This is a genomic window from Flavobacterium sp. 120, assembly GCF_003633605.1.
Taxonomy (GTDB): Bacteria; Bacteroidota; Bacteroidia; order Flavobacteriales; family Flavobacteriaceae; genus Flavobacterium; species Flavobacterium algoritolerans.
In genome coordinates this window covers 295,302-310,530 of record NZ_RBKZ01000001.1, presented here as the reverse complement: position 1 = coordinate 310,530, position 15,229 = coordinate 295,302, and the positions used below count along the sequence as shown (strand labels likewise).

The window sequence follows — 15,229 nt, the reverse complement described above, 5'->3', positions numbered from 1 at the left end:
TATTTTGATTAATTACTTTTTCAAAAATTAGTAATTGAAATCTATTCTGTTGTCTTCAATTTTAGCGTTAGCTTTCAATGCAGGAATTACTCTACTTGCATCTGAAGCGCTTTGTGCTTTTAATTTAGTCACATAAGCTGCGTGGCTTTTTAAAGCTGGTGCTTTTACTGTGCTTGTGTTTTTCACTACATAAACTCCAGTATTTCCTTCAATTGGAGCAGATAATTTATTAGCCGCTAATGCGAATGCATTTCCAACTACTTTTGGCTCTTGACCAACACCTGGCAACATGGTGTTTTCCATAGTAAGACCAGTTGCTTGTTGTACCGTTCCTCCTACTGCTTTTGCAATTGCTTCAAGAGAAGAACCTGACATTTTAGCTTTGATAAGTTCCGCTTTTTTCTTGTTTTTAAGAATTGGCTCCACATAAGGTCTAACTACTGAAACGGCTACTAAACCAGAATCGTCAATACTTTTCAATTTTGCAATTACGTGACCTACATTAGCTACTTCAAATCTTTTTACAGATCCTACTTTAACTCCATCTTCAAAAGCCCATCTTACGATTGTTCTTTGATTGCCTAATGTTCCAAAGTTCTCATCCATTCCTTTTACAGAAACAGCTGGAGTAACTTTAAGTCCCATATCTTTTGCAACTTTATTAAAATCTTTATCAGCAGCATCCATTTCTAATTTAGTTGCTTGAGTAAATATCTTATCAGAAGTTGCTTCTGAAGCTTCGATTTTTTGAGCTACAGTAGCCAAACGAATTCCGTCTTGCTTGTCCGTTATTTTAACAATATGAAAACCAAAATCAGTTTCTACTAAACCAACTTTACCGATACCATTATTAAAAACAAAATCATTAAATGGTTTTGGCAATTGGTTTGGACCAAAATAACCTAAATCACCACCTTGTTGAGCTGACTGATCTTCAGAATTTGTGAAAGCCAACATCATGAAGCTATCCGGATTTGCATTAACCTGAGCTAAAATAGACTCAGCTTTAGCTTTAGCTTGTTCTTTTGTTCTTTTCTCTTTTTGATTTTGAGCTTGAGAACCTTCATAACCTATAACAATATGACTTGCTTTAGTATTAACTCCTGATTTCATTCCCATAGATTTTGAAATACAGTAGTATTTTCCAAACATGTATGGCCCATAAACTGCACCTGGAGCCAGGTTGAATAATTTATCAGCATCTACAGCCGGTAAATCTTTTTTAGCAATGTAAGTTGAATCATAAGGAACATCTGAATTTGAATTCACAAAGTCAATTGTGTTCGTAGTAGTTCTAAATCCTGGCAATGTATCGTTTTTACCAGTAGCTTGGTTGTAAACCACACTTCCTGTCAACAATGAATTTATTTTTGTTTTTACTTCAGATTCGTCCTCAGCAGAAGCTTTGTCTTCGATCAAAACATATTCTACTTCACGAGACTCGTCAGCTTTGTATTTTTTTTCATTTTTCTTCATGAATTCAACAATCTCAGCATCAGTAATTTTTACTTCACTGTCTTTAATTGTAGAATACAAACCTGCAACGTAAGCAAAGTTTACTTTGTTTGCTTCCATTTCATATTTCAACTTTCCTTCGCTTTCAGTTGTATAAACTGCTGCTTTAATCAAAGTATTATACATTTGGTATTTAGCATTCAAATCAGCATCTTTCTCTCTATCTTTCAAGAATTGAGCTTGTTCAGGATTTGCTTTGAAGTATTCTTTGAATTTTACAACATCAAAAACACCGGCAGCATTCAAGAACAAAGGATTTCCACCAATATTTTGATCAGCTTTCAAAACTTCCAATAAGTGTTTTTCACCAACTCTAAGTCCTAATTTATCAAATTCAGAAGTTAATAAAGCTATAGAAACTTCTTGTTCCCAAACTCTGTTTGCTGCTTCAGTTGACGTAATCCCTTGACCACTTTTTTCAACATTACTTACTTTAACTCTAAAATCTTCGAATGAAATATCTTTTCCATCAATGCTTCCTACATCTTTTGATGTACTGCTGAAACCACCGCTATTGAATATATCACCTATGATAAATGCTAATAAACAAAACCCGATAACGAGTATCAGAAGAAGTGAACGTTGTCTAATTTTTTGTAAAACTGCCATTTTATTGTTGTTAATTTTTATATTCAGTTTGCGAAAATACAATTATCTAATTAATAATTATACTAGTAGCGTTTTATTTTGCAAGAAATTTTATTTTCCTAAAAAAAATCAGTCTTGTACGGTCATTTTTACTAATTCTATTTTCTTATTTGTGGCTTCTTCAATTATAAAATGATAGCTGCCTATGGAAATCGTATCGCCTTTTTGCGGAATTTCTTTTGTAAAATCTACTATAAAACCGCCAAGTGTTCCGTAAGAATCACTTTCAGGAATGTCTAACTTATAAGTGTCATTCAAATATTGGACATCAAATCGAGTTGAAAAAATAAAGACTCCTTCTCCTAATTCTTTTTCTATCAATTCTTCGTCTGAATCGTGTTCATCTTCAATTTCGCCAAAAAGCTCTTCTACAATATCTTCTATGGTAATAATTCCTGAAGTTCCTCCGTATTCATCTAATACAACGGCGACGCTTTTTCGCTTTTTAGTAAGCAAATTCATGGCGTCTTTTATGAATATAGTTTCAGGAACAAACTCAACCGAAATTACAATTTCCTTGATATTATTTGGTTTTTTAAACAAATCAAACGAATGAACATAACCAATGATATCATCAAGAGAATTTTGATACACCACAATCTTAGAATACCCAGTTTCTATAAATAATTCTTTGAGATTTTCAATTGAATCAAATACTTCAACCGCAATAATTTCCGTTCGGGGGCTCATTACATCTCTGGCTTTCACACCGGAAAACTCTAATGCATTTTGAAACATTAATATTTCAGAATCCACCATTTCATTATCCTCAACACTACTCATTTGTTCGGTAATGTAATTCCCAAGTTCTATTTTACTGAAATACAACTGAATATTATCCCCTTCCGTTTTGAAGAATTTCTTCAAAATAAAATCAGAAATTCCAATAAAAAAGGTAGAAATAAAATAGAAAAACTTATAAAAAACATACGCCGGAACTGCAAAAATCTTAATTAACGAGTTGGCGTAAATTTGAAAAAAAACTTTAGGAAGAAACTCAGCCGTTATCAATATGACTAGTGTCGAAATCAGAATCTGAAGCACTAAACTTAGCCCATCTGAAAAATGATATCCAAAAACAGCAAACCAACGCATCACTAATTCGCCCATAAAAAAACCATACACCACCATCGCTATAGTATTCCCAATAAGCATGGTAACTATAAAGTTAGTTGGTTTTTCAGTAAGCTTTGTAAGTATTTTTGAAACGAAATTATCTTGCTTTTTTTCAATTTCAAGATAAATTTTATTTGAAGAGACAAAGGCTATCTCCATTCCTGAAAAAAAAGCACTTAGTATTAGACACAATATGATAATACTAACTTCCATTAATTAGGATTTTTTGTTTCGGTCATCAAATTTTTTGGCAAATTTTCTCCTGAAGAAAAACATAAAAATAGCCAATCCTGCAATCATAAAACTCAACCAAAACGTTCCTTCGGGATCATTTAATTTAGTGACACCGTCATAAATAAAATAAGCGCCAAAAACTAGATAAACGTATTGTGTGTATTTTAGGTAATTCATAATGTATTGTATTAATCGGCAGATTCTATTTCGCCAGTTATTTTTTGAGAATTAATCACTTTGAAATCTTTGCTAAAATCGATTCCTTGTCCATTTGAAGTTCCTTTTGGATCCGATAATTTAAACTTTCTTTCCGTAAAGAACCATTCGTTTTTTTGATCAAAATACAATTGCTCCGTTTCTAAGGTCTGACCATCTTCGGTGAAAATTTTCACTTTCCCTTGCAAATCAATAATATTAGTGCCTTTATACGAAATAGCATAATTAGACTTGATAAAGGTTTTCTTCGCTTTTTTATCGAATAAAGTAACATCGATTCCTTTTGGAAATTCCGTAAAAGGAAAGTCAACACTGGAGTAATCCAACATTTTAGTACTTACAAGAATTGCCGTAATTCGCCCGGAATCAGTGTATTTCAAATTTACCATATCTGCGTCACTATTTGGGATAAATTCTGAAAAATTAATCTTCTGAATTTCCTTAAAATTACTTTCGCAACCAAAAAACAGTGTCACAGCAAAAACTGTGACAACTGATTTAATATACTTTTTTTTGACTACAGTCATACGCTGAACTTGGCGAAGAAATTTGGCAATACTACCAATTCTTGTTTTTAGTTGAATTTTCGTTTTTCAAACCATTTGTCATTAAGTGAAAAACTCACACTTAAGTTTGCATAGTTCTCCTGAACAAGATTTGCTTTTGTAGTTCCTTTTTTTCCTAATTCGAAACCAAAGTTCACATTTGAGAAACTACCCGTTATCGGAAGTCCCAAACCAAAAGTCACACCCATATCATTTATCGATTCAGAGTTGATTACCAATCCTGTTTTTTCATATTTAATACCGGCTCTGTATACAATTCTTTTTGTATAACTAGAAAACGAATTATAATTAGGAATGTAATATCCTCCTAAACTAACGCTTCCATATTTTCCATACCCTACATTAGCTTCATCATTATATTCATTTGCCTGACCCGAAGTTTTACCGTAAGAAACATTACCGCCAACAAGCCATTTCTTAGCCTCACCAATACCTCCACTTAATGATATTTTACTAGGCATTGTTATACTTGCTTCAGTTTTAACATCACCAAGAACATCAACAACAGCCAAATCAAAATTTGAATTATAGATTACTGTCGAAATATTTCTAGTGTTTTTAGACGTTAAAGAACTTTCCAATGAATACGTTAAACTACTAAAAAGAGTGATTTTTTTATAGATTTTGGTTTGATACATCATTCCAAGATTAAAATTTACTCCAGATAAATCTGCTGAATTCAATTCGCGCGTCCCAATTGGAACTTCCTGAATAAACTCAAGACTATTGGTTTCAATTTTTCCAAAATTATAATTCACATCGGCACCAATGTTAAAATTAGGGGCAATTTTATATGCTACACCCAAAAAAGCTTTATTCAAACCTCCTGTCCCATTAAAACGCTTGTTGTTTTCTGTTCCAGTTTCTGAAATAGATTCAATTTTATACCCAACAGAAGAATACGGAATCAATCCAAAACCTAATCCAAACTTACCCAAAGGCAAACCAACTGCTAGGTAATCCAAAGTAGTTCTTCTGGCATTAGCTGATTCAGTACTATTTTTTAAAGTTGTAGTCCCGTAAGTTCCTCCTAAAGTAAAAGTTGTCAGTTTAAGATTTGCGTAACTGGCTGGGTTTTGTAAGTTTATGTGAATACTATCCTGTTCAACAGCTACACCTGCCATAGAGCGGTTTTCAAGCGTTCCTTTGAATCTTACGTCCCCAATTCCGTAGAAAGAATATGGAGAAGATGTTCCTTCTTGAGCAAAAGACACTAATGATAAAAGCAAACAGGCGCTTATTATAATTTTTTTAATCATTTTTGATTTTATATTGAAATGTTTGATTCAAACTTTCCAGAAGAAAATTTGAATTGGCAAATATGGTATTTTTTAATCGTTTAGCCAAAAAATCTGTGTCGCCACCCGTTAAAATTATTATAAAATTTGAATACCTTGCTTTATATTCATCGATAAAACCGTCAATCTCATAGACGAAACCGTTCACCACGCCAGAATGAATCGATTCAGAAGTGGAAGTTCCAATGAAATCTTTGGGACTTTCTAATGATAACAAAGGAAGTTTGGCCGTAAAATTATGTAACGCTTCGTAGCGCAATCGCAATCCTGGCGCAATGGCTCCGCCCAAATAATTATTCTCTTCATCAATAAAATCGTACGTAACACACGTTCCGGCATCAATAACCAACCGATTCTGATTTGGAAACTGAAGCGTGGCTCCTGCTGCAAGAACCATTCGGTCAATTCCCAAAGTTTTAGGAGTCGCATAACGATTCAGGAACGGAAAAGGATCTTCATGGGATAGAAAATGCACATTCAATACATTGTTATAGGCTAAAAAAGACTGTTTTTCGACATCTCCAACAGACGAAACGATCAAATCAGTTATTTTTTCGAATTTTTTTAAAATATTTTCAATATTTTTTTGAAGTTCTATTTTAGAAAAAACAAAAATTTCAAAAAGGGTAGCATCCTCAAAGACAGCCGCTTTAATTCTGGTATTTCCAACATCGACAACTAAAATCATAATTTGGTTTTTGATGTTGCGAAGGTACGAATTGATTTTTTTTAAAAAATGTTTTGGATAAACTAAAAATCATTCTATATTTGCACCCGCAATAGCGAGGTACCTTAGCTCAGATGGTAGAGCAATGGACTGAAAATCCATGTGTCCCTGGTTCGATCCCTGGAGGTACCACAAAACCCGAATAGAAATATTCGGGTTTTTTGTTTTTAGACAATTCCCAACCAGGCACTCCTTTTAGCTACCAGCATTAAACATCTCCAACTCATTTCCCACAAAATATAACGCTTTTAAAATTCTGCCAAAAGCTGAAACCATTCCTAATGTTCTAATTATTTAAAAGAATAAATAAGACAAAAACTCCCTCAATCTCCTTTTTTAAAATTACTTAGAATAAAAAAATTTAAATTAAGTATTTAAATATAAGTATTAATACTTATATTTGCATAATAATACTTAATTAATTAGATTATGATTAAAGTAATAGTAGTCGGAAACGGCATGGTAGGTTACAAATTTTGCGAAAAATTCATTGCAAAATCAGGACATGAAGAATACCAAATCACCGTATTTGGAGAAGAGCCAAGACGCGCATACGACAGAGTTCACCTAAGTGAATACTTTGCAGGAAAAAGCGCTGACGACTTATCATTATCAACATCAAATTGGTATGAAGAGAATAACATTACCCTAAACACCTCCGAATTAATTACTGATATTAATAGAGAGCAAAAAACAATACATACTCATTTAGAGAAAACACATACTTACGACTACTTAGTTTTAGCAACAGGTTCAGCCGCTTTTGTACCACCTATAGAAGGAGTTGACAAAGAAGGTGTTTTTGTGTACAGAACCATTGAAGATCTGGATGCAATTATGGCTTACGCCAAAAAAATAAAACGAAATGACGCTACCGAAGCTGCCGTTCTGGGTGGTGGATTATTAGGACTTGAAGCCGCAAAAGCAGTATATGATTTAGGACTGAATCCTCATGTAGTCGAATTTGCTCCTCGATTGATGCCAAGACAATTGGACAAAGGCGCCAGTGACATGCTGCAATCAAAAATCGAAGAACTTAATATTAGCATTCACCTTAACAAATCAACACAATATATTGCTGGAGAGCATGCTATTACAGGAATGATGTTTGAAGGAGACGATTTACTTAAAGTAGATATGTTGGTAATTTCCGCAGGAATAAAACCACGTGATGAACTGGGAAGAGTTTCAGGGCTGGAAGTGGGCGTACGAGGAGGAATTGTAGTAAACAATCAGATGCAATCTTCGGATCCTTTTATCTATGCGATAGGCGAAGTGGCACTTTACAACCATATGATTTATGGTCTTGTGGCTCCCGGATATGAAATGGCCGATGTTGCCGCTGAACAAATCCTGAAAGGAGCTAAAACAATGAGAGACACCATCGACATGTCGACACAATTAAAATTAATTGGCGTTGAAGTGGCGAGTTTTGGGGATCCATTTATAGAAAATGAAGAAGTTACCGCTATTGTTTACGAAAATAAATTAAGCGGAATTTATAAAAGAATCAACGTTACTAAAGATTCCAAAACCTTATTGGGCGGGATTTTAGTTGGTGATTCAAGTGATTACAATGCATTGTTCCAAATTTACAGCAATGCCATGCCGTTACCCAAAAACCCAGAAGATTTGATTCTTGGTTCGAGAGGTGGCGAAGCATCTTCTTTTGGAAGTGCAATGGATTTACCGGATACTGCCGTAATCTGCTCTTGTGAAAATGTAACCAAAGGCGCTATTTGCTGTTCTATCGTTGATGAAACTTGTACTACTTTTGGAGATGTTGTAAAACACACTAAAGCAACAACGGGCTGCGGCGGATGCAAACCGATGGTTGTTGACCTTGTAAAAGAAACTCAAAAATCATTAGGAAAAGAAGTCAAAGATGTTATTTGCGAGCACTTTGCATACAACAGACAAGAATTATACGACATCGTAAAAATCAATAAATTCACGAACCACGATGAAGTGTTAGGAGTTGTAGGAAAAGGAGATGGATGTGAGGTTTGCAAACCTATTTTATCTTCAATATTTTCCAGTATTTACAATGATACTGCCAATAAACACATCACAGCACAGGATTCTAATGACAGATTCCTCGCGAATATTCAACGTAACGGAACCTACTCTGTAGTACCAAGAATTGCCGGTGGAGAAATAACTGCCGACAAACTTATCGTTATCGGTGAAGTGGCCAAAGAATACAATTTGTACACTAAAATTACCGGAGGGCAACGCATCGATTTATTTGGGGCGCAACTAAATGATTTACCTAAAATTTGGAAAACTCTAATTGACAATGGTTTCGAAAGCGGTCATGCGTATGGAAAATCACTACGTACTGTAAAAAGCTGTGTGGGTAACGCTTGGTGTCGCTACGGAATGGACGAAAGTGCCGGTTTTGCTATCGAATTAGAAAACAGATACAAAGGACTTCGTTCGCCTCATAAAATAAAAGGTGGCGTTTCTGCTTGTATACGCGAATGCGCCGAAGCCAGAGGAAAAGATTTCGGATTAATCGCAGTTGAAGGTGGCTGGAACTTATACATCTGCGGTAACGGTGGTGCAAATCCTAAACATGCCGTATTATTGGCCGAACAAATTGACAGAGAGACCTGCATCAAATACTTAGATCGTTTCTTGATGTTTTACATCCGTACTGCGGGTCCATTAGTGCGAACTTCTACTTGGTTGGAAAAACTGGAAGGCGGATTAGATTACCTAAAAGAAGTAGTTATCGATGACAGCCTGGGAATTGTAGAAGCATTAGAAACAGAAATGCAAGGCTTGGTAGATACTTTCGAATGCGAATGGAAACAAGCGATTGAAGATCCTGAAATGATGAAACGTTTTAGCCATTTCACTAATTCTGACGAAGCCGATGACAACATTGTTTTTGTACCGTTAAGAGATCAAAAAATGCCTAAATCTTGGTAATCAGTCATTTTAAAACAAAAACAACTACTACATAATACACAACTAATTAACTGTTTTTAGCCTTTGATTCCTCTCCTTTGGAGAGGGCTGGGGTGAGGAAAATTAAAAGATTATTCAAATGGAAAACATTCTAAGTCAATACGAAACCGTAAATTTAAACGAAGTAAAAGTATGGTTCAAGGCAGGAAAAACTGCTGATTTTCCCAGCAATGGTGGTGGCTGCATCAAATACAAAAACAAACAAATCGCCATTATAAAATTTGACCGAAGAAACGAATGGTACGCTTGCCAAAACTTATGTCCTCACAAAATGGAAATGGTACTTTCCAGAGGAATGATTGGTTCCGCTGATGATATTCCTAAAATTGCCTGTCCAATGCACAAGAAAACATTCTCTCTTGTTGACGGATCAAATTTGAATGGAGATGATTTAAAAATTGCCACCTATCCGGTAAAAATTGTTGAAAATGAGGTCTTCGTAGGCTTTTTGGAATAATTATGTATCTTTGATTTTTAACTTTTCAAATGACAGCAACTCCATTTCAAAACGCCAGCGCATGGATTGATGCAGAAAATGCACAAGATCCAAATCACGAAATCTACCAATCCGTTTCTCATCCAAAGGAACTATTGTATTCTAACAGAATGTACGAAAGGCTTATGGATTTTTATCCAAATGCATCCGAGGCTGTTCAGATTGCTTCCAAAGCACAACACATCTGCCGATGGAAAGTAGCCCGGGAATCCTATCCAATGGACCGTGTGGGATATTTGAAATGGCGCGAAGATTTGAAAAAATTCCATGCTAAAACTACGGCTGCAATTTTAGAAAAAGCAGGTTATTCCGAAGAATTTATTGCACGGGTTTCTTTTTTAATCGAAAAAAAATTACTCAAAAAAGATGCTGAAACACAACTACTCGAGGATGTAATTTGTCTTGTATTTCTAGAATATTATTTAGACCCTTTTGTACACAAACACGATAGAGAAAAACTGAAAAATATCATTCTGAAAACTTGGAATAAAATGTCCGAAAAAGGACATCAGGAAGCACTAAAAATCAACTTTAGCACAACAAACTTTCAATTGATAAAAGAGGCTCTTGGATTGTAATTCGATTTCTTTATGAAAAACAAAGTGGCAACATCCATAGATACCATTTCATTCAAAAACTTAAGGCGATTGTATTTATTCGCCTTATTGACGATTGCAATAACGGTATTATTGAGCCAGCTTTTGATACAATACAACCTAAACAGTCAGCGAAGCGATTCGCGAATAATCAACATTTCCGGAAAACAAAGAATGTTAAGCCAGAAATTGACAAAGGAGATTTTGATTCTGAATTTCGTGACGGACACTTCCAAAAGCCAGCAGGAAATCATCCGAATCAATGAAATAATCTCACTTTGGAAATTCAACCATAATGCGTTGGAAAAAGGAAATGACAGCCTTGGTTTCCCAAAAGAAAAAAGCCCCGCACTCACTAAATTATTTGTAGCTATCAAACCCAATTTTGATACTATACTTAATGCTGCAACCCGACTTTTAGAAAACAAAAAATCACATACAAAAGAACAGGAGAATCAAAAATTAGTTCAAAATATTCTTGAAAACGAAAGTATTTTCCTTTCGAAAATGAATGAAATTGTTGGTGAATATGATAAAGAAGCCCTCGAAAAAGTAACGTTGCAAAGCAAAACGGAATATGCAATTTTACTGTTTACTCTCTTGGTTTTGCTATTGGAATTCATTTTTATTTTCAAACCAACCAACAAAAAAGTAGAGACACTTATTTTTAAACTTTTGTTCTCCGAAAAAAAGGCTTTGAAACTCGCCCACGATACCGAAATCATAAGCGAAATAAAAGAAAACTCCGTCAAAGAATTGAAATCACTCAATTATGCGATGGAAAACACCTTGCTCTATTGTCGCGTTTCACCCGATGGAAAACTGATACACATTGGAGAAAAATTCTCTAAACTACTGCAATACAATCCCTTTATTTCTGATAAAACCTTCTCACAAGTCGTAACTCCAATAGAGAAAGAACAAATCGGTATTGACCGGATTATTGCTGAAAAACAGCGAAGTGGCTGGCAAGGGGAAATCAACATTACCAATAGAAACGGGGAATCGATTTGGCTGGACTTATCAATGGTTCCGGTAACCATAAAAAAAGAAGAATCCGAATTATTGATTATCTGTTTTGATATTACTGAGCGTAAAAAAGCAGAACAGGAAGTCGAGCGATTGAACACTGAAAATGTAACCGATAAAATCAATCAGCAGAAGGTTATTTCGAGTAAAATTGTCGAAAATCAGGAAAATGAACAAAATAGAATTGCACGAGAAATCCACGACGGAATTGGACAAATGCTCACCGGATTAAAATTCAGTTTGGAAAGCATTAATCTGGACGACAAAGAAAAAGCAGCCCAGAAAATTGAATACCTCAAAAAACTGTCTTTAGATATTATAAAAGGTGTTCGCACCGCCACATTCAACTTAATGCCACCGGAATTAAGCGACCACGGAATAAACTCCGCACTTGCAAAACTTACTCAAGAATTATCAAAACTGACCGGAAAGAATATTCTTTTTTACAACAAAACTAATTTTGATAAACGCCTGGATTCTTTAATTGAAATAAATATTTACAGACTTACGCAGGAAGCCATAAACAATGCAATTAAGTATGCCGATTCTTCTCATATTATTGTACAACTTTCGCATAGTAATTCTATTTTGAGCATTACAATAGACGACAACGGAAAAGGTTTTGACATTGAAACGGCAGAAAAAAAGCGAAACAGCGAGTCTGGAATGGGATTGCTGTTCATGAAAGAAAGAATACAATATATTAATGGTCGTGTTTTCTTTAACTCCATTGTGGGTGAAGGAACCCGAATCACCTTCAATATTCCTATATAAAAGATAAATATTAGAATTTGGACTTTATTTTTAAGAATTACGTATCTTAGCCTACTTTTTAGGTTTTTATACGTAAAAATTAGATTTTAAAATTAAGTAAATTATGAGTAATACTATTCGAGTTGTATTGGCAGATGACCATGTATTTGTGAGAGACGGAATCAAATCATTGTTGGAAAACGAAGCAAATATAGAAGTTGTCGGCGAAGCGACCGACGGTCTCGAAGCATTAAAAATAGTAGAAAGCTGCAAACCTGATTTATTAATTTTAGACATTCGTATGCCTAATATGACAGGAATTGAAGTTGTCGAAAAACTACGAAGTCAAAACAATTTGGTTAAAATTGTTATGCTGTCCATGCATGAATCTGAGGAATACGTATTAAAATCAATCAAAGCCGGAGCCGATGGATACTTACTAAAAGGATCCAGTAAAGAAGAATTCCTTAAGGCATTACAGACTATTGCTAATGGAGGAAAATATTTCAGCGGCGATATTTCATCCATATTAATTGGACAACTGAACAACTCCACTTCTATTCAGGAACCAAAACCAATGCAGGACGAAGAGCAGTTGATTACCAAAAGAGAACGAGAAATTCTTAAACTTTTATTGTCAGGCAAAGGAAACAAAGAAATTGCCGAAGCTTTAGATATCAGCAAAAGAACTGCCGAAGTGCATCGTTTTAATTTGATGAAAAAATTAAAAGTCAAAAACTTAATGGAACTTTCCAATAAAGCCAACGAGTATTCCTTGATATAAGTACAATTCTAAAAACACTTATTTTTCAAGAATACGTATGCTGTTTTCTTTATTTGTTGTTTAAAACAATCCAAACTCCATATTTAAAAACTATTTCTGAGGCAATCTAAACTGTTTTTAACCCTAAAAAGAACGACTTTTTTGAAGATTTTACAATATATAGATTCAATTATGGCTATTTAGAAATAAATACATCGAATTTTAAAATATTCACATAAATACGTATTTTTACGTATAATTTACTTAAATTAAGTAATAGTACTTATATTTGTAAAAAATATAGGTACGATGAAAACTTCAAACTCTTTATCCCAATCGCATAAAATTTTGTTTTTAAATACACTGGCATTCACAATATGTTTTGCTTGTTGGACTTTAAATGGTGTTTTGGTCACTTTCTTGGTAGACAACGGTATTTTCAAGTGGAGCGTTGTACAAGTGGGATGGCTTCTGGGAATTCCGATTCTTACAGGTTCCATTATGCGATTACCAATTGGTATTTTGACTGATAAATTTGGCGGAAAATACGTTTTCTCCATACTACTCCTTCTCTGCTCTATTCCCTTATTTCTACTGCCATTAGCGGATAGTTTTTTTATGTTTGCCCTTTTAAGCTTTTTGTTTGGTATGGTAGGAACAAGCTTTGCCGTTGGTATTGGCTATACTTCTATTTGGTATCCAAAAGAATGGCAAGGTAGAGCATTGGGGATTTTCGGAATAGGAAATGCAGGAGCTGCCATAACTACTTTTTTGGCACCTTCGTTATTAAATCATTTTTCAATTGAAGATCCGCAAAATGGTTGGAAATTATTGCCTGTTATATATGGTTTTGCTTTAGTCGTTATTGGGATATTTTTCTTAATTTTTGCTAAAAACAAAAAAATAGAGAACCACACCAAAACCGTTTCTCAAATGCTGCAATCCTTAAAAAGTGTACGTGTTTGGCGATTTGGAGCCTATTACTTCTTGGTTTTTGGATGTTTCGTTGCCTATTCACAATGGTTGTTGCCTAACTTCATGAATGTATACCAAACGAGTCTTGTCATGGGTGGATTATTCGCCACCATGTTCAGCTTGCCGTCTGGGGTGATTCGCGCTTTTGGAGGCTATTTATCAGATAAATTTGGTGCTCGAAAAGTGATGTATTGGGTATTGGGTTCCTCAGTAATCCTCAGCGCGTTGTTGATGATTCCAAAAATGGATATTACCACAACGGGACCCGGAGTTTTGGCCACCAAAAAAGGAACAATCACAATGATTTCTGATTCAAATGTGAAAATTGGCGATACTGACTTTGCCATTGCTCAAAAGACAATACAACCGCAGCAAAGTTCTATTTTTCCGGTTCGAACATCGTGGCAACAAGTTGTTGTGAGTCAGAATCAAGATGTCAAGAAAAAGGAATTGATTGCTAAAGGAATTACCCACATTCGTTTTGATGCCAATATGTGGGTGTACTTAGTTTTGGTGATTCTGATTGGTATTTCTTGGGGAATTGGCAAAGCTGCCGTTTACAAACACATTCCGGAATATTTCCCGACAGAAGTTGGCGTTGTAGGTGGAATGGTAGGAATGATTGGTGGATTAGGCGGTTTCTTTGGACCAATTATCTTCAGCTATTTATTAACAGCCACCGGCATTTGGTCCAGCTCATGGATATTCATCTTGCTTTTTTCAGCTATTTGTTTGATTTGGATGCACTATACTGTAACGAAAATCATGAACGAAAAACAACCTACGCTATCCCGAGAAATGGAACGTAAAAAATAAAAATATACTTTTTTGAATGGGTTATTTGGGTTAAAGAAATTGTTATTCATACACTAATCCCCTATTATACAGTAGAGACACACTGCAGTGCGTCTCTACATTTCGATTCCTCTAGAAAGTTTTTACTTCATACACAGATATAAGACTAATTTTCCTATTACGGTTTTATGTCTTGTGTAGAAGCTAAAAAAAGTATTCAACCGCAAATTCACAGATTTTATGTTTGTGATTTGCGGTTTTTGTTTCTAATTAAATGTGCCAAATCAACCACGACTTGGCGAATTAACGATCATTGATTTAATTGCATTTACAAGACATTTTAAATTTAAGTGTATATTTGAGATTGATGATAAATACTACGATCTAAAAACCCAATTAACCTGTTTATCGTATCGTAGAGACGCACTGCAGTGCGTCTCTACGTGCGTCTCTACAATGCGGTTATGTCGTACGTCTTACAATGTCCCCTATTTAAATATATATCCAACAAAAATCCCCGTAACGT

At 34.7% G+C, this 15,229-nt stretch carries 12 protein-coding genes and 1 tRNA gene; 7 read left to right on the top strand and 6 right to left on the bottom strand.

Annotation, left to right across the window (positions count from 1 at the left end):
- Window positions 1–27 precede the first annotated feature (27 nt).
- From C8C87_RS01230 to C8C87_RS01205, 6 genes are all read right to left on the bottom strand, one after another.
- Window positions 28–2,124 (bottom strand): peptidylprolyl isomerase, encoded by a 2,097-nt coding sequence (locus C8C87_RS01230; protein WP_121340849.1) that lies wholly within the window; start codon window positions 2,122–2,124, stop codon window positions 28–30.
- A gap of 108 nt (window positions 2,125–2,232) precedes the next feature.
- Window positions 2,233–3,492 (bottom strand): hemolysin family protein, encoded by a 1,260-nt coding sequence (locus C8C87_RS01225; protein WP_121340848.1) that lies wholly within the window; start codon window positions 3,490–3,492, stop codon window positions 2,233–2,235.
- A gap of 3 nt (window positions 3,493–3,495) precedes the next feature.
- Window positions 3,496–3,690 carry a hypothetical protein gene (locus C8C87_RS01220; RefSeq protein WP_099713633.1) on the bottom strand — a complete coding sequence of 65 codons (195 nt, stop codon included), beginning with the start codon at window positions 3,688–3,690 and terminating at the stop codon, window positions 3,496–3,498.
- A gap of 11 nt (window positions 3,691–3,701) precedes the next feature.
- Complete coding sequence (gene lptC / locus C8C87_RS01215; RefSeq protein ID WP_121340847.1) at window positions 3,702–4,256, bottom strand: LPS export ABC transporter periplasmic protein LptC; 555 nt, start codon at window positions 4,254–4,256, stop codon at window positions 3,702–3,704.
- A gap of 47 nt (window positions 4,257–4,303) precedes the next feature.
- Window positions 4,304–5,554 (bottom strand): hypothetical protein, encoded by a 1,251-nt coding sequence (locus tag C8C87_RS01210; protein WP_121340846.1) that lies wholly within the window; start codon window positions 5,552–5,554, stop codon window positions 4,304–4,306.
- Window positions 5,547–6,281: a type III pantothenate kinase gene (locus tag C8C87_RS01205; RefSeq protein ID WP_121340845.1), complete on the bottom strand. Its 735-nt coding sequence runs from the start codon at window positions 6,279–6,281 to the stop codon at window positions 5,547–5,549. The genes C8C87_RS01210 and C8C87_RS01205 overlap by 8 nt, the downstream gene beginning before the upstream one ends.
- Before the next feature lie 98 nt (window positions 6,282–6,379).
- On the opposite strand from C8C87_RS01205, the gene C8C87_RS01200 reads away from it, so the two are divergent.
- The 7 genes from C8C87_RS01200 to C8C87_RS01170 all read left to right on the top strand — a co-directional run bounded on the left by C8C87_RS01200 (window position 6,380) and on the right by C8C87_RS01170 (window position 14,724).
- Window positions 6,380–6,452: transfer RNA gene (locus C8C87_RS01200), tRNA-Phe, on the top strand.
- A 297-nt stretch (window positions 6,453–6,749) separates the two neighbouring features.
- Window positions 6,750–9,257 carry a nitrite reductase large subunit NirB gene (gene nirB / locus C8C87_RS01195; RefSeq protein ID WP_121340844.1) on the top strand — a complete coding sequence of 836 codons (2,508 nt, stop codon included), beginning with the start codon at window positions 6,750–6,752 and terminating at the stop codon, window positions 9,255–9,257.
- 118 nt (window positions 9,258–9,375) lie between these two features.
- A complete protein-coding gene (nirD, locus tag C8C87_RS01190) occupies window positions 9,376–9,753 on the top strand; it encodes a nitrite reductase small subunit NirD (protein ID WP_121340843.1) in 378 nt (125 codons plus the stop codon).
- Between the two features lie 29 nt (window positions 9,754–9,782).
- Window positions 9,783–10,370 (top strand): DUF4202 domain-containing protein, encoded by a 588-nt coding sequence (locus C8C87_RS01185; RefSeq protein WP_121340842.1) that lies wholly within the window; start codon window positions 9,783–9,785, stop codon window positions 10,368–10,370.
- Window positions 10,371–10,382: 12 nt separating this feature from the next.
- On the top strand, window positions 10,383–12,191 hold the full coding sequence (locus C8C87_RS01180; protein WP_121340841.1) for an ATP-binding protein: 1,809 nt from the start codon (window positions 10,383–10,385) through the stop codon (window positions 12,189–12,191).
- Between the two features lie 103 nt (window positions 12,192–12,294).
- The gene (locus C8C87_RS01175) at window positions 12,295–12,954 is read left to right on the top strand and encodes a response regulator transcription factor (RefSeq protein ID WP_121340840.1); all 660 of its coding nucleotides are present in this window, start codon (window positions 12,295–12,297) and stop codon (window positions 12,952–12,954) included.
- A gap of 288 nt (window positions 12,955–13,242) precedes the next feature.
- Window positions 13,243–14,724: a nitrate/nitrite transporter gene (locus tag C8C87_RS01170; RefSeq protein ID WP_121340839.1), complete on the top strand. Its 1,482-nt coding sequence runs from the start codon at window positions 13,243–13,245 to the stop codon at window positions 14,722–14,724.
- Window positions 14,725–15,229: the final 505 nt, after the last annotated feature.